The sequence below is a fragment of the Methanothermobacter tenebrarum genome (assembly GCF_003264935.1).
Lineage (GTDB): Archaea > Methanobacteriota > Methanobacteria > Methanobacteriales > DSM-23052 > Methanothermobacter_A > Methanothermobacter_A tenebrarum_A.
Map to the genome: position 1 here is coordinate 66,142 of NZ_QLOE01000004.1, position 21,969 is coordinate 88,110.

A 21,969-nucleotide genomic window follows, 5' to 3' on the forward strand; every position below is an offset into this window, starting at 1 on the left:
GGTGATTAGCCTTGGCAAGTGAAAGGATCAGAAAGGATATTGAACTTCTAGAGAAAAATATAAAGGAAATGTCACATCTAGATTTTAATAGGGAAGAGAAGGATATTATCCAGAGGGCTGAAAATTATAAAGAAGATTCCATATATTATCTAGAGAAGGGTGATTATATAACATCCTTCGGTTGCATAAATTATGCCCATGGTCTAATAGACTCTTTACGTATTCTACACGGGATAGGGGTTAAATAATGAGAAAGTTTTTCCTGAAAGAAAGTAAAGTTGAATTATATGCTAAAGAGCATGTGAAAAAAGTTTATGAGTGTTACAAGGAATTTGAGAAGATGATGCCCCACTTTTATGAAGGAAACTATGAGAAAGTGGATATTCTAACGAAGAAGGTATCAGAGTTAGAACACGAGGCAGATGAAATACGCCGGAAGATGGAAATGGGATTCTATGAGGGGGCATTTTTACCATTTGATAGGGAAGATAGGATAATGTTAACCGAAAACGTTGATAAGGTAGCTGACACGATCGAATCAACAGCATTCACAATATCATTGAGTAAACTTGAATTCCCACCAACTTTTAAAAAAGATTTTGAAGCATTCATGGATATCATAGGACAAATTGTAGAAGCACTAAAGGATTGTATAGACTCTTTGGAGAAAGATCTTACAGAGGCTATCCGGAAAGCCCATGAGATAGAAAAACTTGAAGAAAAGGCGGATAAAATTGAAAGAAGTATATTAACTAAACTTTACAAGTCCTATAGGCATGAGGAGATTGGAGTGGTTAAACTCCTAGAAATGAAGGAAGTTGTAATACACCTTGGGAATATAGCAGATAAGGCTGAGGATGCATCAGATCGTGTGCTTATTATAGCTGCTAAGAGGAGGGGTTGATGACCCTCAGAGAAGCCCAGGAGGACCTTCGCTATCTTCTAGACAGAGGATATAAGAAGAGGGTTGCGCTTGATTTTGTCGCGAACCATTACAAACTGAAAAGAAAGGATAGAAATTACCTTGCAAGGTATGTGTTTTCAAAATCCACCATAAGAAGGAGAAAAGAGAAACTAGTAAGCCCAGAATCCTTGAGAGGATCCAAGATCATTTTAGATGGCTATAATGTTCTCATAACTGTGGAGAGCATACTCCAAGGGGATTTTTTCATAGCCCAAGACGGGTTCTTGAGAGATTCAAGGGGAGTTTTCGGAAAATACAAGTTGAATGATGAAACTTTCAAGGCCCTAAGACTCGTCTTTAAAGCATTAAAGGTTCTAAGGGTGGGTTTTGTAAAATTTTATTTTGACAAGAATGTCAGTTTTAGCGGGGAATTAGCATCCATTGTAAGAAGACTATTAAAAGATTATGAGATCCATGGTGAAGTGGAATTATCATCAAATGTCGATTATAATATTAAAAGTGAAGCTGAAGACTCTGTAGTTGCTACAAGTGACAGTGCCATTATAGATAAGGCTAATAGAGTGTTTGACATCCCATTTTTTATATGGGAATATCTAATCGGCGACTCACTAGAGGTTAAAAAACAATAAAAGGGAATATTATTTATTCTATGTCTTCAAACCTTCCTTTTAATTTTTCAAGGATCTCTGGTAATGTTGTGTATTCCATTTCATCGCTTGGGAGTCTGTGTGGTTCGAATGGGCCGTGTCTTCGCATGTACTCTGCTATTTCAGATGCCAGCACCCTTGAACGGTCGAATGCAGGGTCATCAAATAGGTCTATTGGTCCGATTAATTTGCAGTTGGCAACCTGGAAGCCTAGGCCAATAACCCTAGGCGGACCGTCGAACCGGACTGGTGTGGCGTTCTTCTGGGGTACTGGCATTAGTGGGCCGTTGTGTGAGCCTCTCATCCACCCACCTACAAGGTGCGGGACTGAAAACGGTTCTAACACTTCTCCAGCTGCTGGGAAGCCTGATTGTGATCTTACTATAGCTACTGGGTCGTCTTTTCCAATGTATTTTCCTGCCATGATATTTAATCTTTCCGTGCTTACAGAAGCGGCTATTTCCCCATCGTCTTTTCTGTATATTTTTTTGATCACATAGCGGCTGATAGCACCCAAGAGGGCTAATAGGTCATACATTTCTTCTGGACATGACATTATTACTTTCTTGTGTTCTATGACGTCGAAGATTTCGAATTTATAGCCGTTGTGTAGACTGGGGTCTATTACGAGTCCTGCAGTGTTGAATGGGTCTGCAAATATTCTAAAGAGTGGAAGGTTGAAGGCTCCTGGTTCTGTCTTATCGCAACAGAATATGATAACCGGGTCGCTTGGCCTTTCTTTGAACTCCATCTCAGCACAACCGGGGCCGAGCCCCTTTATGTTACCAGAGAATGTGTCTGAGAGCAGGTCTTGGCCTGCACCATATAGTTTCATTTCCCTTGCAAGTTTTGTTGCTTCTTTAAAGGCATTCCATGCTGTTTCGTGCACTTCTTCGTCTTCTTCGCCTCTGTGGTGTGTCATTATAAGGTCGATGTCATCTCCACAATTGGTTATATAATAGTCTTCTAGGACCCCTGTATCCTTTGCCTCTGAGAGTATTTCATCGCATTTTTCTTTTAAGGCCTCGTGAGCACGCACGTGACCTGCTAGGCTCCCAACGTCAGCTTTAATCACACTAATTGTTGTTTTCATTATGGATGCACCTCCAGGTAAATATACAATTATGAACACTAGTAAAATATAGGGGTTTATTTAATTTAAAGTTAGTATTTTATCTTCATGATTTTTTTTAATTTTGAATCCAAGTCTAAGCTCTTTCTTATCCTTGATAGTCTTTTTGGTTCCATTTTTGTCGCTGGACGTTTTGGGGCTGCGGTGCATTCCCCATTTGGTAGTATGGAGATTTCATAGGTTCCTATTTTTTTTGCAAGGTTTTCTATTTCTACTTTGTCAAAACCTATTAGGGGGCTTAGAATAGGGATTTTTACACCGTATCTAGTTGCGAGGATATTTGATAGGGTTTGGGATGCAACTTGTCCGATGCTATTACCATCCACGATAGCTAGGGCGCCTATATTTTCGGCTATTTTCTCTGCAATTTGGTACATTCCAAATTTACACAATATACAAGTAAGGTTTCTTGGGGCTTTTGAAATGCAATAATCTAGGTATTCACCATACTCCACTGTTAATAGTTCAAATTTCACGCCTGAAGAGTATTCTTTTAATTTATCTACTAACTTTTCGACTTTTATGCTAGTTTTTTCGCTTGTATAAGGGTATGTGTCAAAGTGCAAGGCCACTATTTTACATCCTCTCTTCATTATGAGATAGGTTGCAACAGCAGAATCTATACCACCTGATAGCAGGGATATTACTTTTCCACTTGTGCCGATTGGAAGACCCCCGGGGCCTGGTAGGATTTTGTGGAAGAGATATGTTTTCCCACCTCGGACGTCTAAGAATATTTCTATGTCAGGTTCTGTGAGGTTTACTCTGGCCCCTATCTTATTAGCGACTATTGAACCTGCGTATGCTGCAAGTTCTTGGCTTGTGAAATCATGTTTTCCGGTTCTCTTACATCTTATTGCGAAGGATTTTTTATCATCAAATAGTCCTTCTGAGTTTAATTTTTCCACGTATTCCTTGAGTTTGGTTGAAATCACTTTTTTGTCTGTTTTCATTGCGACTGCTGGTGAGAATGATATTATCCCGAAAATCTTGGCTAGCTTGTTTAAGGCTTCTTCGAAATCTGCTGGATAAATGAATATTCTACCCCCTCTTATGTGGGCTTTTGTTTTAAATGCGCTTTTTATGTTATGGATGAGTTGTGATTCAAATTTTCTCCTAACCTGTGGACTTTTAAGGGCTATTTCGCCGTAACGTCCGAGTATGAGGTCATAGTCCATCTGTTACACCCAAGTTTATCCGATGGGGAATTCGCCCGATTCTATTTTGCATTTTAATTCTTCTGCCAATTTTTTCGCCCGTTTTAGATCTGATTGTCTGCATACTACAGGGACTTTTATGCTTTTACCATTAAGGTGGAGTGTGACTTTCCCTGTTCTCATCTCGAATACATTATTTGGACAGGAATTTGCGCACATTCCGCATCCAAAGCATTTTTCAAGGTCTAGGGTATCCTCGAAGGCTAGAGTGGGGCATCTTTCAGCTACGAGGCATTTTTTACAATCAGCACACCTTTGAGGATGATATGATGGTCTTTCATCCCCCATCCAAACTGTCTTATAGTTGGTCTTGTCTATTATGCTCCTGTCTCTTATATCAGCTATTGGTAATGGTATAATGTCATTCGTTACAAGGGTATTTGTGAATATTTCCTTGTTTAGAATGGGTATGGGGATCGCGATTGTGTTGAATATTTCTGGGCCCGCTGCTGTCCTGAAACCTCCAATATAATATGGGTTCATCTCATGGAGGTCGCCGACCATCATAAGATTTGGTTTTTCTGGCGTGCTCCTTGTACCTTCCCCTATGATCATACCAATGGCGCCATTTAATAATATGGGGGTGCCTGGTTTTATTGTTTCCATTTTGGGATCGTTTTGGAGGGGGTTGAGTTCACCGCATCCTGAAAATGAGAGGCCTTTAAAGGGTCCTTCCATTGGTATTGAATTGAATATGGATGCTATCGGCTCATCTCCAGGGTTTATGAAGGCCATATAATTTTTGTATGCCATTCTTGTGCCGATTATCCTAGCGGTTTTGATCTTGTCTAGGGTTAGGCTTGTTTTTATGGTTTTGGAATCTGTTGACTCTATGATGACTTCTATTTCTTTTCTTTTCAAGATGTCGTTGAGTAAGAATCCTCCTCCATAATCAGGGTTTTCTGTGCTTGTTGATGTTCCATATAATATGATGTCGACGAGTCCTAGGTTTTCGTTTGGGCATGGTCCTGGGAATGCTGGTACCCCATTTAGGTAAACTTTTTTTGCTTTTTTGAATTTTCCAGGTTCTGAGACTTTAAAATGCATGATGGCGGAGGTGCCTGACATTATCCCGCAAGTGGCTGTGGTTATGATGTCCACGTCATCGATAGTTATTTTTTCTTCGTTGCGGAGCATCTTTTTTATTTGTTGGACTGTGAATATTTGGGCTTCTCCTCTTTCTACCTTTTCTTTTATAGTATTGATTGTTTTTCCCAAGCTCAACCCTCTAGGGCTGCTTCTATTAATCTTTGGGCTTCTTCTAGGACTTCATTTATTTTGTGGGTTTTGGGCCCGGCTCCTTGGGCGAGGTTTGGTCTTCCCCCTCCTCCTCCGCCGAGGATTTTTGCGAGTTCTTTTATGAGTTCGTTTACTTTGATGCCTTTTTTGATGGCCTTTTGGGATGATGCTCCCACGATTTTCCCATCATTGTTTAGGAGTATGGTTATGTCTATTTTTTTGTCTTCTGTGAGTTTTAGTGCCATTTCTTGCATTTCATCCATTTTTGCATCGACGATTTCACCTATGAATAATAGGTTGTCGATTTTCTGGGTTTTCTCTTTGAGTTTTTCTATTTTTAGGAGTGCTATTTCCTCTTTTAAACGTTTTATTTCATTTTTGAATGATTTCCATTCTTTGAAGAATCTTTCAGAGACTCTGGGAAGTTGTTCTACTGGTACTTTGAATACCTTTGAAGTTTCGATTAGTAGGCGGTTAATATTTTGTATTTGTTTTATTGCAGCTTCTCCTACTGAAAATTCGATCCTTTCAACGCCGTCTTGTATTCTTTCTGTGCGGTTGATTTTTATGGGCCCTATGTCTCCTGTCTGGGGTACATGTGTGCCTCCACATGCTTGCACGTCAATTTCGCCTATCTTTACTATTCTTATCTTGTCACCGGGTACTACTCCACCTTGGTATAATATGAAACCGTATTTTTTTTCGGCTAGGTTTCTTTCAATCCATTTGGTTTCAACTGGGATGTTCTTCATCACGTACTTGTTGGCTAGTTCTTCTATTTTTTCGATTTCATCTATTGTGATCCGCTTGTAGTGTGATAGGTCTATCCTTGATTGTTTGATGCCTTTCTGGGCTCCTGTCTGCCAAATGTGGTCTCCGAGGACTTGACGTGCTGCAGCCACTATAAGGTGTGTTGCTGTATGGTTCCTGGTTAGTGCCATTCTTCTTTCCCAGTCGATGGTTCCCTCGGCGGTTTTGTCTATAAGTTCCCTTGGGAGTTTATCTATGTTTGTTCTATGGAGTACTATGTCCCCGATTTTCTCTGCATATTCAACTTTTAATTTGTTTTTTCCTATTTTTAGTATTCCTTGGTCTGATGGTTGGCCGCCGCCTTCTGGATAGAATAGTGTCTGGTCTAGTATTATCCCGTTTTCATGTAGTCCTATTATTTTGGCTTTGAATTTTGTTTCGGTTGGCTTTTCATAGAATAATAGTTTTGTCTTGGGATAATCCAATTCTACAGGGGTTGTTTCTGCTTCTTCTTCTTTTTCATGTTTTTGGGCTACGAGTGTGTAAAAATTGTCTGGGATTTTTAATTTGAAACTTTGGTTGTTTGATATTTCTTTCACTATCTCTGGGGGTATACCATGGGAGTCGTAGAGTCTTATGAGGGTTTTGACTGGTATTTCCTTTTTTCCTTCTTTTTTGAAGTGGTTTATTGTCTTTTTAACTATCCTTTCACCCTTTTGGATGGTCTTTTTGTATCTTTTCTCTTCTAATTCTATTATGTCTATTATGTGTTGGTGGTGTTTTCTTATTTCGGGGTATTGGGGTTCTAGGAAGTCTATTTGGATCTCCATTATGTCTTTTAATGATTCTTTCAATTTTAATTCGTCCAGTAGTCTGATGGTGCGTCTTATTATTAGACGTGCTAGGTATCCTTCTTTCACGTTTGATGGGATCACACCATCTGCTAGCATGAATGCTAAACACCTTGTATGATCCGCTATTGCGTAAATGGATTCCATTGGCTTTGCTGATGCTTCGAGTTCTTTCACTGGGATGCCTAGTTTATCCGCCACCCTTTTTCTGAGGGTTTTAAGGTCTGCGTATGTTTGTATGTCCATCATACCCGCAACTTGGGCGTTTTCTTTTAATATGTTCTCGTCGACTTCTATTGATGCTAGTTCCTTTAATCTCTGGATTACTGGGCCGAAAGATGCGTCATATGCTGTTGGGGTTCCTTGTGATATCCATGCGAATCTTTCGAGTCCATAGCCTGTGTCAACGATCTTTAATGGGATTTCTTTTTTTCTGGAATCTGGTAGGATCTCGTATTGTATGAATACGAGAGTTGCGAGTTCAACACCCCTTACACAGACTTCATAGCAAGGTCCTGCGTTTCCTCCACCTTCCCACCATGATTCTATGAATGTTGCCTCTTTGGGGTTTATGCCAATGTGCTCTAAGAAATCGTGACAGTATTTTATTGTTTCATCTTCCCAGTAGATTTGGTTTCCTGGGGAGTTGAAGGCGTGGTGGCCTCCCATGGTGAAGCAGGTTAAGTGTCTTCCTGTTCTTCCTACATTGTCTATGTCGTTTAATCTTATTGAAGGTTGGGCGACTACTAGTGGGTTTGCTGGTGGTTTAACCAACCCTGACGTTACCCATGGTTGGAAGTTGTAAATGGATGCTCCTACTAGGAATACGTCGTCTCTCCAACGTTTTGCAAGTACTGGGTATCTTTTGATGGGTTCATGTCCTCTTTCTTTGAAGAATTGGATGAATGTGTTCTGGATCCCATATAGGTCATATTTTTTCTTTGTCGGAGGATCACCAATGAAAGTATATGGGTCGCATGGGGCGTCTCCGCATGTTTCACGTTCATCAATAGACCAGAAGTATTTACCACATAATTTGCATTTGTTTTTTTCGTATCCGAGCTTTTTTAGTTGGTGGGACATGGTGATCTTTAGTGTTCTTTTTATCTTAAAAAAAGTAGTGTGTGAAGTTATGATATTAAAAAAAGGTTTTGAGGGGGGAAGAAGAATCCTTTAGCCGAAGAGGGCGCCTAGACCAGCGGCTGCCTCCTCTTCCTCCTCCTCTTCCTCTTCTTCCTCTTCCTCTTTTTCCTCTTCTTCTTTCTCTTCTTCTGCAGCTTCAGTTGCTGGTGCTCCTGCTGATGGGGTTACAGCTGCTGTTTCCATTGCTTCTTCGATGTCGACTTCTTCTAGTGCTGCTATCAGGGCTTTTACCCTGGCGTCATCGACTTCTGCTCCTGCTGCTTCTAGCACTTTTTTCACGTTCTCTTCGTTTATTTCTTTGCCTGTAGCGTGTAATAGCATTGCTGCATATATATATTCCATATGATCACCTCAGAATTATTTTATATGTTTTTATGGTAAATTTTAGCCGAAGAGGGCGCCTAGACCAGCGGCTGCCTCCTCTTCCTCCTCCTCTTCCTCTTCTTCCTCTTCCTCTTCCTCTTTCTCTTCTTTCTCTTCTTTTTCTGTAGGTTTGGTTTTTGTTGTTATCTTTTCTAGTAACTCTTCATCAAGGGCTTCCTTGTTATTTTGGGCTATTTTCGCTGCTAATGAGAGCATCTGTGCGTATGCTCTGGCCATTAGTGGTTCAGCTGTTTCTGGTGTGAGTATTGCGGCATTGTAGGCTAGGTTGAAAGCTTTTGAAGCTGCGTTTTGTATGATGTATGGTATTGTTTCTCTGGTGTAGATTAGTGCGTTAATTGATAAGTTGAAGGCTTGTGAGAATGCCCTTTTGATATCAGCTATTGTCTTGTTTTCATCAATTGTTAAAATATCGGATGTATAAATTGTTTCGTTTTCATATGCGGCTTTAAGGTCTATACCAACTTCCAATGGTTGTATATCCAAACGGTTTAGGATTTCAGCAACCTTTGGGGATATTTCATCCCCGGCTTTTAATATGGTGTAATCTTCTGTTATAACTATTTTACCCTTCTCTATCCTCGCGGGTATTCCTAGTTGTTGTAATTCCCCAAGTATTGGCCCTGGGGCGAATCCAGTATCCCCTTTGGGTATTATAACGTCTTGGGGTGCTATGGCCCCTGGTTTTGCAGGGGATGGGGTTTTACTCTTTTCAAGTATTTTGAATAATTTGAAGGGGTTCATGTCGCTGACTATTAGGGCTGGCTGGCCTTCCATGAGAGTGTTCAACTCTTTTATGTTTTTCTTTTCTTTGTTTGCTCTGTCCAGTGCTAGTGAAATTAAGGTTTTTCTCGACATTCTAATTTTTGCTTTTTCACGGAGGTTCTCTCTCATTTTTTGTAACTGTTTTGCTGGGATATCTGAAAGGTCAACTACACCTATAACCTCATGACCTTTTATCAGTTTTGCAAGGTCTTTAACTTCTTCCTTTTTCCATTCAGCTACATGAGCCATTTTAGATCACCTTTACTGCCGGCCCCATGGTTGTCTTAATGTACATGGATTTTACTTGTTTCCTGCCCTTTTCGAGGTTACGGTCGAGTACATCAAGTATGGATTCAATGTTCTCTGTTATTTTTTCGTCGTCCATTTTTTCTGTCCCAACAGTCGTGTGAATTAGTGGCTGATCCTTTACCCTTACTTTAACTGTGTCTCTGAGCTTTTTTATGAGTGGTGCTGGGTTTGCTGTTGCTGGTATTGGTTTGGGCATTTTCTTTCTGGGTCCTAGTACTGGTCCTAGGAATCGGCCTACGAGTGGCATGAGGTCTGCTTGTGCTATGAAGAATTCGTACTCGTTGGCCACTCTCTTCGCCTTTTTACGGTTTTTTCCAAGCTCTTCTAGGTCATCTCTTGTTATCACAAGGTCTGCGCCGGCTTTTTTTGCTTGTAGGGCTAATTCTCCATCTGCGATGACTGCTATTTTAACTTCTTTGCCGCGGCCGTGTGGTAGTGAGACTTCCTCTTCGAATCTGTTCTCTGGTTTATTCACGTCTAGGTCTTTGATGTTTATGACTATGTCGATTGACTGTGTGAAGTTCCGCGGCTTGGATTGTTCCTTAGCCTTCTTCACCGCTTCTAGTATCTCTTGTTTCATTTTATTATCCTCCCAAGAAAATAAAGTTATTGTAAAATTGAAATTTTGCCTTTTATACTATATTATATTTATGGTGTGGATTCTTCTAATATCTTATCATAAGCTCCCTTGTCGATTTCTTTTTGGACTTCTCTGGGGTCTTTGCCCTCTACTGTTATACCCATGCTCACACAAGTCCCCAATATTTCTTTAACAGCTCCTTTGTAGTCTTTTGCAAGTAGTGAATCGAATTTCATCTTGGCTACTTTTAGGACTTGTTCCATGGTTAGGTCCGCGACTTTGTCCATGCCAGGATCTTCTGATCCTTTCTCAATGCCTAGTTCTGCCATTATCAGAGCTGTTGTGGGTGGTGTTCCTACTTGGATTTCAAATTCTTTGGTTTCAGTGTCTATGGTGATTTTCACGGGGACTTTCATCCCCTTGAAGTCTGTTGTCTTTTTGTTGATTTCATCGACAATTTGCATCATGTTGACTCCGTATGGTCCGAGGGCAGGGCCTAATGGCGGTCCTGGGGTGGCTTTGCCACCATCTATGAGGATCTCAATTGTCTCCTTAGCCAATTAATCAGCCTCCTTTTGTATTATACGTATTTGGTCAGCTTTAACTGTTACAGGTATTGGCACGGCTGCTTCTATCAATTCTAGGACTACTTCTTCCCTTGATTCATTTATACGTATAACCTTTGCCCTTTCTCCTTTAAAGGGTCCTGATATAAGTTCAACTATACTACCCTTTTTGATGGATGATATTATAGGTTCTGGTTTGAGGAACTTTCTTATTTCATCAAAGTCTATGGGTTTTTCACCATCTACTATACCCCTTAGGTGGGGCACCCTTAATGCAGGGTTCCTGATATCTAGTTTGCCCGATACTTCCACTAGTATGTATCCTTTCAGGGATTCTGGTGCTAGGATGGCGTTTATTTCCATCCCGCTTGCTTTGACTTTTCTTGCTAGCATCCTTGCCACGCTTTTTTCTTGGCCCACTGAAGTTTTTAGGGCATAGATGGCATTTTTATCTTCCATTGGGATACACAACCTGATATGTTTTATTTACCTAGGATTTGTGTCAGGAGCGTGATTATGAGGCCTATTACTCCGATTATGATTATGCCTATTCCTGTGACCTTGGCTACGGTAAAGTATTCTTCTCTGTCTGGTTTCTTTGAAACCTTTAGGACTCTCCTTGATTTTTCTATAAACTCTAGAATAGATTTTTTATAACCCATGATTATCCCTACTCCGTAGATGGGTTAAAAAAGAGGATTGAAAATTCTATGATATTATAGTATATTATTTTTTTGGGGGGACTTATAAATTCTTCGCTACCAGTTTAAAATAGTGGTTTAGAATACGCCATCTATAAATTCTTCTAGTGCCGAATCATCAATGGACTTCTTCTCTTTTTTCCTTTCGCTTATGATCTCCTTTTCGGTTGGGGAACCGTAAATGTATGGGGATTTTACTCCTGCGACTATTATGGTTGTTCTTACCATGTTTTGGAGTTCATCTTGTATTTGGGCTCCCCAGATTATGTTTGCGTCTGGGTCTAATTCTTCTGCGACTACCTGGACTATGTTCTCGGCTTCCTGTAATGTGAGGTCTGAGCTTCCTGCTATGTTTATAAGGGCGCCTTTACCATTGGATATGTCGATATCGAGCAGTGGACTGTTAAGGGCTTCATGGACCGATTCTAATGCCCTGTCTCCTGATTCTGATTCGCCCATTCCTATTATCGCCATCCCCGAACCTTTCATTATACTTTTAACATCTGAGAGGTCTAGGCTGACAAGGGCTGGTTTCGTGATTAGTTCTGTTATACCTTTAACTGCTCGGCCTAGGATTTCGTCAGCAACCATAAATGCTTTGTTTATAGGTAGGTTGGGTGCAACTTCTAGGAGTTTATCATTGGGGATAACAATAACGGTGTCAGCAGCGTTCTGGAGCTTTTCCAAGCCCATCTCCGCGTTTTCCCTCCTTTTAAGCCCCTCTGCACTGAATGGTAATGTTACTACTGCAATTGTCAGGGCTCCTATCTTCCTTGATAACTTACATATTATTGGCGCCGAACCAGTGCCTGTACCCCCGCCGAGGCCGCAGGTCACAAATACCATGTCTGCTCCTTCAAGTTCTCTTCTTATCTCGTCTTCGCTTTCCTCTGCACATTCTTCCCCAATTTCTGGGATGCCACCAGCTCCGAGACCATTGCATATACTTTTCCCTATTAGGAGTTTACGGGAAGAGATGGTATAATAGAGATCTTGTGCATCAGTGTTGATGGCTATGGTCTTCGCTCCTTCTATTCCTATCTCGTTTAAGCGGGTTATGGTATTATTCCCCGCCCCGCCAGTACCTACGACGTATATTTTCGCCCTGCTTTCTTTTATTAGCTCTTTAAGGTCTTCGTCTATTTTTGTAGGAGCTGGCTTTCTATTTTTTACATTGCCCTCTTTTATTGCTTCGTTAATAAATTTCAATTGTTACCCCCACATAAGGTTTTTTTGGAGATCCAGTCTTGATTATGGGATGCCCATTTACCTAAGACGGGATGAGAGGGATTATATGATTTCAACTCAACTTGTGGGTGAATGTTATATTATTTGCCCTACTTGGTGGTGAAGCCTTTCTCATCAATTTTAATTATAACTGTTTATTTTTAATGTAGGTATATATAACTTTAACGTTATTCTATTTTTTCCATCTGATTCAAGGATTGCTACTCATACTCCATCTTATGAATTTCCATGAGCAAAGGTTTATAGTATCCAACTTTAGAAGTTAAAGAATGGTTTAGGGGCGGGGTATTGCGATTATTTCATGTATTCTAAGGTCGAAAACATTGTTCATATGTGCTGGTGAAACGACTAGGGCCGTGTCAACCCCCTGTGCAGTGCCACCAATTGCTATGATCTCTCTATCCATGGGTATGAGACCTGCATCAGCAGCCATTATAGTGATCTCGACGCAAACCTTGAATCCTTGAGAGACCATGCGGAGGGTTTCAGCCATTATCTCAACTGGTGTGACACCACCAAATCTGTTGGAGATCCCCCTGCCAACACCACTTAATGCATGGGATCCTGCGTACACCTTTACACCCTTGTTTGTCAATTCATCCTTTATCTTAGGGTCCATTTCTAATTTTCCCTTTTCTTTGAAACCTGCATGGTGGGTGATACACACGATATCCGCATCACTTAATATATCCGATAATTTGAGGGCTGTCCTACCAGAAACGGATGCAACAATTATATTCTTTATGTCAAGTTCCTCTGACCTCTCTTTAACAAGTTTTAATAATTTATCAGTATTTTCTGGGCCCGGGGTCTCAAAATAGCATATACCCTTTATCATAGAAATCACCATAATTTTATATTAGACAAGTTATATTATTTAATCCACCTAGCATATGACCATCCCCTTCAACCCATGACGATAAGGTGAAGTATAATGCATGCCTTTAATTTTTTAGCACCAGCCAGGATAAGAGAACAATATAATACTGGTATTACCATGATGTTAGATAAGGGTTTAGGCCCCCGTATGGTAGAGGATTTCTTAGAGATAGCTGGTGAACATTTAGATTTTGTAAAATTTGGATGGGGTATTATAAGCTTATGTGATAGAGATATTATAAAAGAAAAAATCAGGATTTATAGGGATTATGGGGTTGAAGCACACCCTGGGGGCACACTTTTTGAGATAGCATATATCCAAGGTAAATTAGAGGAATATTTTCATGAAGCTGAAAAGCTCGGCTTCAAATACCTTGAAATATCAGATGGCTCAATAGACTTGCCAAGGCAGGAGAAAACCAGGGTAATAGAGAATACAATAGATCATGGATTTAAAGTGATCTCAGAAGTTGGTAAAAAAGATCCAAGGAATGATAAAATAATAAGTCTCAAGGAAAGGGTAGAACATGTGAAACATGATCTTAGAGCAGGTGCTGAAAAGGTTTTGATAGAAGCTAGAGAAAGTGGCCAGAACATTGGAGTATATGATGAGAAAGGTAATGTTAAAGAAGATGAAGTTGAATACCTTATAGAGCATTTACCAGCGGAAAAGTTGATATGGGAAGCTCCACAAAAAAATCAACAAGTTTATTTCATCCTAAAAATAGGACCCAATGCCAACCTTGGTAACATACCACCAGAAGATGTTATTTCCCTTGAAAGCATGCGAAGAGGGCTTAGAGGGGATACTTTAGGAAAGGTGAAGCTCTAATGATAAAAAAGGTGACAATATTAGGCGGCTATGACAAATTTGGGAAAAAAGAACCCGTCAGAAGAGTTGATATAAACAGGGGTGAAATATTCGGTGTAGTAGGCCCCACAGGTAGCGGTAAAAGTTCACTAATAGCTGATATTGAACAATTAGCCCAAAGGGATACCTTTTCCAGGAGAAAAATACTCGTAAATGATAAAGAGCCAACATACGAAGACCGTACCAACCCACGTAAGAAGATGGTGGCCCAATTATCACAGAACATGAACTTCTTGGCTGACATGACAGTAGGCGAATTCTTGACACTCCATGCTAAATGTAGAGGCGCTCACAAATCATGCGTAAACAAGGTTATAGAATTGGCTAACACATTAACAGGCGAACCCATAAAAAAGAGCCATGATCTGACAATATTAAGTGGGGGACAATCAAGGGCCCTTATGGTAGCTGATGTGGCTATAATAAGTGATTCTCCGATAGTGCTAATCGACGAGATAGAAAATGCTGGTATAAGGAAACATGAGGCGTTAGAGGTTCTTTCAGGGCATGGTAAGATTGTTATGGTAGTCACCCATGACCCTATCCTCGCCTTGATGACGGATAAAAGGATTGTCATGAAAAATGGTGGCATGCAAAAAATAGTTACAACCACACCCCATGAAAAGGAACTCTCAAAAGAACTTAGCAAGATAGACGATCTACTCCTCAACTTGCGGGACAAGGTAAGACATGGTGAAATCATAGAGAATATACAACTTAAGGGTTTAACTAGCTAGTGGAGGGTTGAAATAAGGATGAGAATGGTTATAGTAGCAGGGACTCCTGGTTCTGGGAAGACAGCAGTCCTAGTTCACGTTTTAAAAAGTCTTATGAGAGATGATTTCACAGCATCAGTTGTTAAAATTGATTGCCTTTACACTGACGATGATAGAAAATTCAAAAAAATAGGCGTACCAACCCTTGTAGGCCTATCAATGGACATGTGCCCAGACCATTATGCGATATACAACATAGAAGACATGATAAAATGGGCGCAAGAGAACAATTCAGACTTTCTTATAGTAGAAACTGCTGGCTTATGTCATAGATGTGCACCATATACAAAAAATTGTCTAGGTGTATGTGTTATAGATGCCACAAGCGGGCCTAACACACCATTAAAGGTTGGTCCGTTCCTTTCAACAGCGGATATTGTGGTGGTGACCAAAGGGGATATGATATCACAGGCGGAACGTGAAATATTCAGGGAAAGAATACTCGAAGTAAACCCTAATGCCAAGATAATAGAAGCTAATGGGTTAAGCGGCCAAGGATGCTTAGAATTGGCAGAGGAGATGGTTAAAAGCCCAGAAGTTTCCCTTGAAAGCGAAAAACTCAGACACTCTGCCCCACTTGCAGTATGCACATTATGTGTGGGTGAAACAAGGGTTAACAAGAAACATCATAGGGGGATACTTCGAAGAATAGATGGATTCCAAACATATCAAGGAGAATAAAATCGAACGACGGAATTCACATTCCAAGCTTTCAAAAAAAGAGAGAGAGTTTGTATCTTTTTGTTGAGAGGTTTTTATGATGATGGAAAAAAGATCGGTTAAAGAAGAGATTATTTCATCCCTCCCAGGTTTCAATTGTGGTATATGTGGTTATGCAAGATGTGACGAATTTGCAGGCGCCCTAATAAGGGGACATGCTAAACTCGAAGACTGCAGATTCTTATACCAGGAGATTTTCACAAAAAACCTTGAAGAACTTCAAAGGTTACTCAAAGAGGAGAAAATAATACCTGAGGAGAAAGTGATAACTGGTCTACTAGATGATTATGAGGCCGATTTCATATTGAAGCCACTCCCAAGTGAAAGTTCTTGTCGTGAAATACTTTACCCCTTCACAAATGAAGAACTTAACATAGGGGAAGTAATCCGTTACAGACCCCTTGGTTGTCCCATAACCCATTTTGCGAAGATAATAGATGAAAATCATGGGCTTATCACTGTTCATATAGTGGGTCCATGTCATAGGCTTGATAAGGATTTTGAATTCAAAGAGATTGGTATATGTCTTGTTAGTGGATTTGAGGGTATAATAGAGGGGAGATTACCTTCTGTAGGCGAAACTGTCCGTTTCATACCCCATCATTGTATGATGCAGAAGGTACATTCTGGGGTCATAGTACAATTGGAGGGTGAAAGGGCCCTTATAGAGGGGATTGATTTGAAGGTGTGGGCTCCCCCTATAAAATTGGGAAGATGATCCTCCATGGATAAATATAGGGTCATTCCAGTGAAAACGGGGTATATAAAGCCTAATGAGGGTTTGGATGAACTTATAGATAAGGCTGGTCCGATAGTCGATGATGGGGATTATCTTGTAATTTCTGAGACGCCAGTCGCCATATCACAGGGGCGTATAGTTGATGAATCAGAGTATGAACCATCTTTTTTAGCTTTTTTACTTGCGGATGTGTGGTCTAAATATATTTGGGGTTACCTCCTGGGGCCATTGTTTGGGGTGAAAAAGAGGACAATAAGAAATTTGAGAAGACTTCCAAAGGAGGCTAGGGCCCACAAAGAGGTTGTGCTCAGATATTATGGTATTAAGCATGCTTTGAAGCCTGGTTCTGAGGCTGGTATTGATTTGAGTAATCTTCCAGGGACTTTAGTAGCTCTCTTACCAGAGAATCCTAAGAGTGTTTCAGAGGATATTGCCAGGAGCATAAAGGATGGTTATGGTAAGGATGTTACAGTTATTATAGTTGATACTGATGCCACCTACAAGTTGATGGGATATTATTTCACTCCCTTGCCATGTGCCGTTGATGGTATAAAATCTGATACTGGATTTTGGGGTTATCTCCTTGGAAGATTCTCAGATACAATATTACCAACACCAATTGCAGTTTCAAGGAGGATTAACATAGATATTATATTTGAGATAGCTAAGGTTGCAGAAGATTATCATAAAAACCGTGAGGAACATATTGAAACGGTCTATGATATGGAGAAAATCTTTAAGGAAGAAAAGGATAAGATAACTATTAGAAGTCTTGAATCAATTGAACATGTGCCTGCACTTATAATCAGAGAAATTTAATCCCTTATCGAGGGAACCACCCCCTAATGATGTGTGAAGACGCTAGAAAAACTCTTGGAATAGACATAAAAATTCATTAAGGGGGGATGATATTATGATAGTGGGATGATAGGCCCATCCCCCCAGTTTATAAGCTTATTACAGTAAATAATACCAATATTTAAAAACTTCCATTTCCCTTTTATATATAAATTTATATAATATTAATTTCATAGAATTACATGCAAATCTAAAAGTGGTACTGCCAGATTGCAAGAAAAATAGCAGCGTAAATTTTTTACTAGGTTATTTCCAAGTGCCAGGGGGAGTTTAATTGATTAACAATACATTAATACAAGAGTTGATCCATGAAATAGTCAACGAAGAGGAGGGTGTGCCAGTAGTTGAGTGTCTGATGAGGGGTAGTATAACTGATGAGGAGATAGCCGAGAAAACCAGCCTAAAATTGAACACAGTCCGCCGAATATTGTATAAACTTTATGATGCTGGGATAGCAAGTTACAAAAGGAGTAAGGACCCCGAAACTCAATGGTACACTTACACGTGGAAATTCGAATCAGAGAAGCTCGAGAAGATAATGAAGAAAAGAAACCGTGAGATTGTAGAAAACCTGAAAGAACTCTTAGCATTCGAAGAAAATAACATGTTCTTCGCATGCAAAAACGGCCATTACAGGTACACCTTTGATGAAGCTGCTGAAAACAATTTCAGATGCCCAGAATGCCATGAGAAACTTGAATACATGGATAATTCAGAGATAATACAAGAAATCAAAGAAGAACTGAGACTATATGAAAATAATGGTTCAGAAGTACCCTTCAACTTCAGATCTTATTCTTAAAAGGAATTTTTAGGTGACTTTTTGAGCATCCGCCTACTTAAAGAAGTTGGCTGTCCCCAGTGGGTTATAAACCATTCTAAAAAAGTGGCTGAAAAGGCGCTTGAAATATCCAAGAATTTTAAAGTTGACAGAAAATTAATCAAAGAAGCCGCCCTTTTACACGACATAGGAAGATGCAAGACTAACAACATCCAACATGGGATAATAGGGGCTAAAATCCTCAAAGAAAGAGGATACCCTAAGAGTATAATAAAGATAGTTGAAAGGCATATAGGGGCTGGCATACCAAAGGATGAGGCAATATTATTAGGCTTACCCCCGAAGGATTATATTCCAGTCACCCTAGAAGAAAAGATAGTTGCACATGCTGATAACCTTATAAATGGGGAAAAGGAAGTAGACATATCATTTGTATTGAAAAAATGGGAAAAAAAGTTAGGAAAAAATCATCCCGCAATAGAAAGGCTTAAAAAATTGCACAGAGAACTCGAACTTTAAATTCTCTCCGATCGGGGGGGTGAAATTGTCAAATAAGGATTGTCTTTGCCCAAAATGCCCAAGTTACCCCTTCCATGGAGAATCATTATATTGCCTAGAGGGTAACAGCCGATTTGAGGTGCATGAGAGGGGATGCCTCTGCTCCTCATGCCCAGTATACTATGAGAAAAAATTAGAAGGCCTTTATTTCTGTAATAAAGATCTTATAGGTGATGAGCGCATTTTCATGCGTCGGAGAAAAAAAGGTGAAGACCCAGGAGACTATGAAAAAATTATCCAGATAAAAATAATGTCAAAGGGAAAAAACGTTATAGGTTCAATGGGCTCGCCAAAAAAACCACCATACACATTCGATGACATAAATTTCATACCAGCACAAATCCACAGAATGCCATTAAATGGGGATGCAAAGGTCAACACAAAAGTTACAATTGGTCCAAAGGCCAAAAAACCGCTTAAAGTCAATTCACCCATTATAATAAGTGGGATGAGCTATGGTGCAATATCAGAAAAGGCCAAAAAAGCCATTGCACTTGCAGCTAAAAAACTAGGGATAGCCTATAATTCAGGTGAAGGGGGAGTACTACAATATGAATTAAAAGTTGCATCATCCCAGCTCATTCTACAATATTCAACCGGAAGGTTCGGATTAAACGAAGATATTATAAAAAAGGCCGCTGCCATAGAAATAAGATTTGGCCAGGGAGCCTATCCTGGTAAAGGAAGTTACCTACCCCCTGAAAAGATAAGTTCGGACGTTGCGCGGATAAGGGGGATAAAAAAGGGTGAAGGAGCGTATTCACCAGCTCGTCATCCTGATATAAAAAATGTCAAAGAACTAGGAGAGAAGATTGAATGGCTCCGTGAAATTAACCCCAGCGCCCCGATTGGGGCTAAAATAGGATGTGGAGACATAGAAAAGGATATTAGGTTACTAATTGATTGTGGTGTTGATTTCATAAGTATTGACGGATTTGGTGGGGGTACTAGCACAGCTTTCACGCATATAAGGGATAATGTGGGATTTCCTCTCATCAGCGCGCTTCCAAGAGCGGCTCAGATAATCAAAGAAGAAGAAAAAAGGGGAGAAGTTTCCCTTATAGCTGGTGGCGGTATTAGAACTTCAGCTGACATGGCAAAATGTTTAGCATTGGGTGCTGACGCCATCTATATCGGTACCGCAGCCCTCATAGCCCTCAACTGTGAACAACACCGTCTATGTCATACTGGAATGTGCCCTACCGGCATCACGACACATGATCCCCATTTAATGAAACAGTTTGACCTTGAAAAGGCAACCAAGAGGCTGGAAAACTTTATAAAGGTTGCTACTGGTGAGATTGCAGATTTCGCAAGGGTAACTGGTAAAGACGATATTAGATTGTTAGATGATTCTGATATATTTTCCTTTAAGAAGGGACTTGCAGAGCTTGCCGGTATAAAATGGTTGGATGGTTCAATACCTGGGGGTTCATAGAGTGATAAGGGTGCAATGTTCCATTGAAGAATCTCTCTATCGTCCCGAGGCCGTCCGTTGGCGGGAGAGGATGAAACTCCTCAAACCTACTGGGAAGGCAGTGGTAATATTACCTTGTAGTATGAAAAAACCCTATTCAACTTCTAGGTCTCATCAGATATTCAGGAAAGTTACTCGTAGAATCCAGGAAGTGATATTAACATCACCATTTGCTATCTGTCCAAGGGAGATGGAAAATACGTATCCTATTTCATCCTATGATGTTTCAACAACAGGTAAATGGTCATGGGAAGAAAAAAAGGTTACAGGAGAAGTTTTAAGGGATTATGTCAGGGATAAGGATGTTATAGCTCATGTAACAGGTGGTTACAGGGAAGTCTGCGAGGAGTATCTTGATGAATGTAAGTTCACTTGCCTTAACGATAAACCAACATCCAAAAAATCCATGGAAAACCTTAAAAAAAGTATAAGAGGTTATAAAAAAATACCTCAACGTATAAAACTTTTAAACGGGTTAAAATCCATCGCAAAATATCAATTTGGCGAAAAAGGAGCCAATCTAATACCCGAAGATTTTAAAATAAAAGGAAGATATAACAAAATGATCCTAGACAAAGATAATAACCATCTTCACACTTTAATGATGGACAGGGGATTATATGTGCCCACGCTTCATGGAGGGCGCCTACTAGCAGATTTAAAGATTAACTGGGTTGAAATAGATTTCAAATTAGAGTCAAACACCCTATTCGCGCCAGGAGTGGTGGACGCGGATCCTAGTATAATCCCAGGGGATGAAGTTATAATAACACGGAAGGATGAACTCGTCGGAGTCGGTAAAGCCATCCTAAACGGAGAAGAGATGATAAAAGCAGAATATGGGGTGGCCGTTAAAGTACGTCACAGAACCAAATAATAAACTATTTAAATGCTAAACTAGGATAAAGATTAGAAAAAATCAAACTTTTATCATCAAATCATAATTAGAGGTAATATAATGGCAGATGATCTCGTGGAGAAAATAAAGAAAGCTTTAGCAAAGGTTACAGACCCACACATGGGTATAAGTATAATGGACATGGGACTTGTTGAGAACATTGAAATAGAACAGAGAGACCAGACAATAGCAAAGATAACCATAAGACCAACCAACCCAGGTTGCATGAGCGCAGCTAGAATGGCCATGGATGCAAAAAACATAGTAGAAGAAGTTGAGGGGATCGACAGGGCCGAGATTATCATAGCAGGACATCTAATGGCAGATGCAATCACAGAAATGGTAAACAAGTTATAAATGCCAAGGAGAAAAGACCTCATAAGCGTGGTTGGAGTACCAGGAGTGGGTAAAACCAGCCTATGTAAAAAATTATCAGAGAAGGTAGACTATCCCCACATAAACTATGGAGATCTCATGTTAAAGATTGCAAGGAAAAAGAACCTCGCAGAGACAGAAGATGAACTATTCTCACTCCCAATACAGATACAATACCAAATATGGAAAGAAGCTGCACTTCAAATAAAAAAGCAAAAAAAAGCCCTAATAGACTTACATGGCCTTGACCAATCACCCATAGGATACATATTATCACTACCCGTTAAAATCATAAAACCGTCCCTCATAATACTTATAGAATCCCCCCCAGAACTTATACTATTGAGAAGAAAACTTGACGCGAAAAAGAGGATAAAAGATACAATAAAAACTTTAAGTGAACACATAGAAATGCTAAGGATATCAATGATGATATCCTCTGCCATGATAGGATGCACACTATACATAATCCAAAACATAGATTTTAAAGAAACAATAAATGAGATGAAAAAGCTATTAATACTCCATCAACGCATTTCATAGTAAAAGATTTATAAGACTAGAATGCAAAAAAGTCAAATTA

General features: G+C 39.9%; 26 protein-coding genes. 14 read left to right on the top strand and 12 right to left on the bottom strand.

Going from position 1 to position 21,969, the window contains the following annotated elements; genetic code table 11:
- The first annotated feature begins 11 nt into the window (after positions 1-11).
- From DPC56_RS04285 to DPC56_RS04295, 3 genes are read left to right on the top strand one after another with little or no spacing between them, the layout of a single operon-like run.
- A complete protein-coding gene (locus DPC56_RS04285; RefSeq protein WP_245923873.1) occupies positions 12-248 on the top strand; it encodes a DUF357 domain-containing protein in 237 nt (78 codons plus the stop codon).
- Positions 248-904 carry a TIGR00153 family protein gene (locus DPC56_RS04290; RefSeq protein WP_112093836.1) on the top strand — a complete coding sequence of 219 codons (657 nt, stop codon included), beginning with the start codon at positions 248-250 and terminating at the stop codon, positions 902-904. The genes DPC56_RS04285 and DPC56_RS04290 overlap by 1 nt, the downstream gene beginning before the upstream one ends.
- Complete coding sequence (locus DPC56_RS04295; RefSeq protein WP_112093837.1) at positions 904-1,554, top strand: DUF434 domain-containing protein; 651 nt, start codon at positions 904-906, stop codon at positions 1,552-1,554. The genes DPC56_RS04290 and DPC56_RS04295 overlap by 1 nt, the downstream gene beginning before the upstream one ends.
- 13 nt (positions 1,555-1,567) lie before the next feature.
- Here the strand turns inward: DPC56_RS04295 and fbp are convergent, their stop codons facing one another.
- The 12 genes from fbp to DPC56_RS04355 form a co-directional block, all read right to left on the bottom strand.
- Positions 1,568-2,665 (bottom strand): fructose-1,6-bisphosphate aldolase/phosphatase, encoded by a 1,098-nt coding sequence (gene fbp / locus DPC56_RS04300; protein WP_112093838.1) that lies wholly within the window; start codon positions 2,663-2,665, stop codon positions 1,568-1,570.
- 71 nt (positions 2,666-2,736) lie between these two features.
- On the bottom strand, positions 2,737-3,882 hold the full coding sequence (gene thiI / locus DPC56_RS04305) for a tRNA uracil 4-sulfurtransferase ThiI (protein ID WP_112093839.1): 1,146 nt from the start codon (positions 3,880-3,882) through the stop codon (positions 2,737-2,739).
- Positions 3,883-3,897: 15 nt separating this feature from the next.
- A complete protein-coding gene (locus DPC56_RS04310) occupies positions 3,898-5,139 on the bottom strand; it encodes a methanogenesis marker 16 metalloprotein (protein WP_112093840.1) in 1,242 nt (413 codons plus the stop codon).
- 2 nt (positions 5,140-5,141) lie between these two features.
- Positions 5,142-7,844 (bottom strand): alanine--tRNA ligase, encoded by a 2,703-nt coding sequence (alaS, locus tag DPC56_RS04315; RefSeq protein WP_112093841.1) that lies wholly within the window; start codon positions 7,842-7,844, stop codon positions 5,142-5,144.
- A gap of 90 nt (positions 7,845-7,934) precedes the next feature.
- Positions 7,935-8,246 (bottom strand): 50S ribosomal protein P1, encoded by a 312-nt coding sequence (gene rpl12p, locus DPC56_RS04320; RefSeq protein WP_112093842.1) that lies wholly within the window; start codon positions 8,244-8,246, stop codon positions 7,935-7,937.
- A gap of 42 nt (positions 8,247-8,288) precedes the next feature.
- Complete coding sequence (locus tag DPC56_RS04325; protein WP_112093843.1) at positions 8,289-9,299, bottom strand: 50S ribosomal protein L10; 1,011 nt, start codon at positions 9,297-9,299, stop codon at positions 8,289-8,291.
- A gap of 1 nt (position 9,300) precedes the next feature.
- Positions 9,301-9,939, bottom strand: coding sequence for a 50S ribosomal protein L1 (locus DPC56_RS04330; protein ID WP_112093844.1), 639 nt, complete (start codon positions 9,937-9,939; stop codon positions 9,301-9,303).
- A gap of 68 nt (positions 9,940-10,007) precedes the next feature.
- The gene (locus DPC56_RS04335) at positions 10,008-10,499 is read right to left on the bottom strand and encodes a 50S ribosomal protein L11 (protein ID WP_112093845.1); all 492 of its coding nucleotides are present in this window, start codon (positions 10,497-10,499) and stop codon (positions 10,008-10,010) included.
- Positions 10,500-10,964 carry a transcription elongation factor Spt5 gene (locus tag DPC56_RS04340; RefSeq protein WP_112093846.1) on the bottom strand — a complete coding sequence of 155 codons (465 nt, stop codon included), beginning with the start codon at positions 10,962-10,964 and terminating at the stop codon, positions 10,500-10,502.
- A 23-nt stretch (positions 10,965-10,987) separates the two neighbouring features.
- Positions 10,988-11,167 carry a protein translocase SEC61 complex subunit gamma gene (locus tag DPC56_RS04345; protein WP_112093847.1) on the bottom strand — a complete coding sequence of 60 codons (180 nt, stop codon included), beginning with the start codon at positions 11,165-11,167 and terminating at the stop codon, positions 10,988-10,990.
- Positions 11,168-11,284: 117 nt separating this feature from the next.
- Complete coding sequence (gene ftsZ, locus DPC56_RS04350; protein WP_112093848.1) at positions 11,285-12,415, bottom strand: cell division protein FtsZ; 1,131 nt, start codon at positions 12,413-12,415, stop codon at positions 11,285-11,287.
- Positions 12,416-12,728: 313 nt separating this feature from the next.
- Positions 12,729-13,292 carry a pyruvate kinase alpha/beta domain-containing protein gene (locus DPC56_RS04355; protein WP_112093849.1) on the bottom strand — a complete coding sequence of 188 codons (564 nt, stop codon included), beginning with the start codon at positions 13,290-13,292 and terminating at the stop codon, positions 12,729-12,731.
- A 96-nt stretch (positions 13,293-13,388) separates the two neighbouring features.
- On the opposite strand from DPC56_RS04355, the gene comA reads away from it, so the two are divergent.
- The 11 genes from comA (at position 13,389) to DPC56_RS04410 (ending at position 21,929) form a co-directional block, all read left to right on the top strand.
- A complete protein-coding gene (comA, locus tag DPC56_RS04360) occupies positions 13,389-14,165 on the top strand; it encodes a phosphosulfolactate synthase (protein WP_112093850.1) in 777 nt (258 codons plus the stop codon).
- Positions 14,165-14,941: an ATP-binding cassette domain-containing protein gene (locus tag DPC56_RS04365; protein ID WP_112093851.1), complete on the top strand. Its 777-nt coding sequence runs from the start codon at positions 14,165-14,167 to the stop codon at positions 14,939-14,941. Before comA ends, DPC56_RS04365 begins: the two co-directional genes overlap by 1 nt.
- A gap of 18 nt (positions 14,942-14,959) precedes the next feature.
- A complete protein-coding gene (locus tag DPC56_RS04370) occupies positions 14,960-15,661 on the top strand; it encodes a GTP-binding protein (RefSeq protein ID WP_112093852.1) in 702 nt (233 codons plus the stop codon).
- A 76-nt stretch (positions 15,662-15,737) separates the two neighbouring features.
- The gene (locus DPC56_RS04375; protein ID WP_394339522.1) at positions 15,738-16,418 is read left to right on the top strand and encodes a (Fe-S)-binding protein; all 681 of its coding nucleotides are present in this window, start codon (positions 15,738-15,740) and stop codon (positions 16,416-16,418) included.
- Positions 16,419-16,424: 6 nt separating this feature from the next.
- Positions 16,425-17,258: a coenzyme F420-0:L-glutamate ligase gene (locus DPC56_RS04380; protein WP_112093853.1), complete on the top strand. Its 834-nt coding sequence runs from the start codon at positions 16,425-16,427 to the stop codon at positions 17,256-17,258.
- A gap of 313 nt (positions 17,259-17,571) precedes the next feature.
- Positions 17,572-18,099: a transcription factor E gene (gene tfe, locus DPC56_RS04385; RefSeq protein ID WP_112093854.1), complete on the top strand. Its 528-nt coding sequence runs from the start codon at positions 17,572-17,574 to the stop codon at positions 18,097-18,099.
- Between the two features lie 21 nt (positions 18,100-18,120).
- Positions 18,121-18,597 carry a TIGR00295 family protein gene (locus DPC56_RS04390; RefSeq protein WP_112093855.1) on the top strand — a complete coding sequence of 159 codons (477 nt, stop codon included), beginning with the start codon at positions 18,121-18,123 and terminating at the stop codon, positions 18,595-18,597.
- A 19-nt stretch (positions 18,598-18,616) separates the two neighbouring features.
- Complete coding sequence (locus tag DPC56_RS04395) at positions 18,617-20,074, top strand: glutamate synthase-related protein (protein ID WP_112093856.1); 1,458 nt, start codon at positions 18,617-18,619, stop codon at positions 20,072-20,074.
- A 4-nt stretch (positions 20,075-20,078) separates the two neighbouring features.
- On the top strand, positions 20,079-20,990 hold the full coding sequence (locus DPC56_RS04400) for a DUF5591 domain-containing protein (protein WP_112093936.1): 912 nt from the start codon (positions 20,079-20,081) through the stop codon (positions 20,988-20,990).
- Between the two features lie 81 nt (positions 20,991-21,071).
- Positions 21,072-21,368: a metal-sulfur cluster assembly factor gene (locus DPC56_RS04405; RefSeq protein WP_112093857.1), complete on the top strand. Its 297-nt coding sequence runs from the start codon at positions 21,072-21,074 to the stop codon at positions 21,366-21,368.
- On the top strand, positions 21,369-21,929 hold the full coding sequence (locus tag DPC56_RS04410) for an adenylate kinase (RefSeq protein ID WP_112093858.1): 561 nt from the start codon (positions 21,369-21,371) through the stop codon (positions 21,927-21,929).
- Positions 21,930-21,969 lie beyond the last annotated feature (40 nt).

What these genes read in the sequence shown, in the direction of transcription:
- DPC56_RS04405 (WP_112093857.1), top strand. Translation starts at nt 21,072, where the DNA reads ATGGCAGATGATCTCGTGGAGAAAATAAAGAAAGCTTTAGCAAAGGTT.
- rpl12p (WP_112093842.1), bottom strand. Translation starts at nt 8,246, where the DNA reads ATGGAATATATATATGCAGCAATGCTATTACACGCTACAGGCAAAGAA.
- DPC56_RS04340 (WP_112093846.1), bottom strand. Translation starts at nt 10,964, where the DNA reads ATGGAAGATAAAAATGCCATCTATGCCCTAAAAACTTCAGTGGGCCAA.
- DPC56_RS04370 (WP_112093852.1), top strand. Translation starts at nt 14,960, where the DNA reads ATGAGAATGGTTATAGTAGCAGGGACTCCTGGTTCTGGGAAGACAGCA.
- thiI (WP_112093839.1), bottom strand. Translation starts at nt 3,882, where the DNA reads ATGGACTATGACCTCATACTCGGACGTTACGGCGAAATAGCCCTTAAA.
- DPC56_RS04355 (WP_112093849.1), bottom strand. Translation starts at nt 13,292, where the DNA reads ATGATAAAGGGTATATGCTATTTTGAGACCCCGGGCCCAGAAAATACT.
- DPC56_RS04295 (WP_112093837.1), top strand. Translation starts at nt 904, where the DNA reads ATGACCCTCAGAGAAGCCCAGGAGGACCTTCGCTATCTTCTAGACAGA.
- DPC56_RS04380 (WP_112093853.1), top strand. Translation starts at nt 16,425, where the DNA reads ATGGATAAATATAGGGTCATTCCAGTGAAAACGGGGTATATAAAGCCT.
- alaS (WP_112093841.1), bottom strand. Translation starts at nt 7,844, where the DNA reads ATGTCCCACCAACTAAAAAAGCTCGGATACGAAAAAAACAAATGCAAA.
- DPC56_RS04410 (WP_112093858.1), top strand. Translation starts at nt 21,369, where the DNA reads ATGCCAAGGAGAAAAGACCTCATAAGCGTGGTTGGAGTACCAGGAGTG.
- comA (WP_112093850.1), top strand. Translation starts at nt 13,389, where the DNA reads ATGCATGCCTTTAATTTTTTAGCACCAGCCAGGATAAGAGAACAATAT.
- fbp (WP_112093838.1), bottom strand. Translation starts at nt 2,665, where the DNA reads ATGAAAACAACAATTAGTGTGATTAAAGCTGACGTTGGGAGCCTAGCA.
- DPC56_RS04330 (WP_112093844.1), bottom strand. Translation starts at nt 9,939, where the DNA reads ATGAAACAAGAGATACTAGAAGCGGTGAAGAAGGCTAAGGAACAATCC.
- DPC56_RS04290 (WP_112093836.1), top strand. Translation starts at nt 248, where the DNA reads ATGAGAAAGTTTTTCCTGAAAGAAAGTAAAGTTGAATTATATGCTAAA.
- DPC56_RS04365 (WP_112093851.1), top strand. Translation starts at nt 14,165, where the DNA reads ATGATAAAAAAGGTGACAATATTAGGCGGCTATGACAAATTTGGGAAA.
- DPC56_RS04375 (WP_394339522.1), top strand. Translation starts at nt 15,738, where the DNA reads ATGATGATGGAAAAAAGATCGGTTAAAGAAGAGATTATTTCATCCCTC.
- DPC56_RS04325 (WP_112093843.1), bottom strand. Translation starts at nt 9,299, where the DNA reads ATGGCTCATGTAGCTGAATGGAAAAAGGAAGAAGTTAAAGACCTTGCA.
- DPC56_RS04345 (WP_112093847.1), bottom strand. Translation starts at nt 11,167, where the DNA reads ATGGGTTATAAAAAATCTATTCTAGAGTTTATAGAAAAATCAAGGAGA.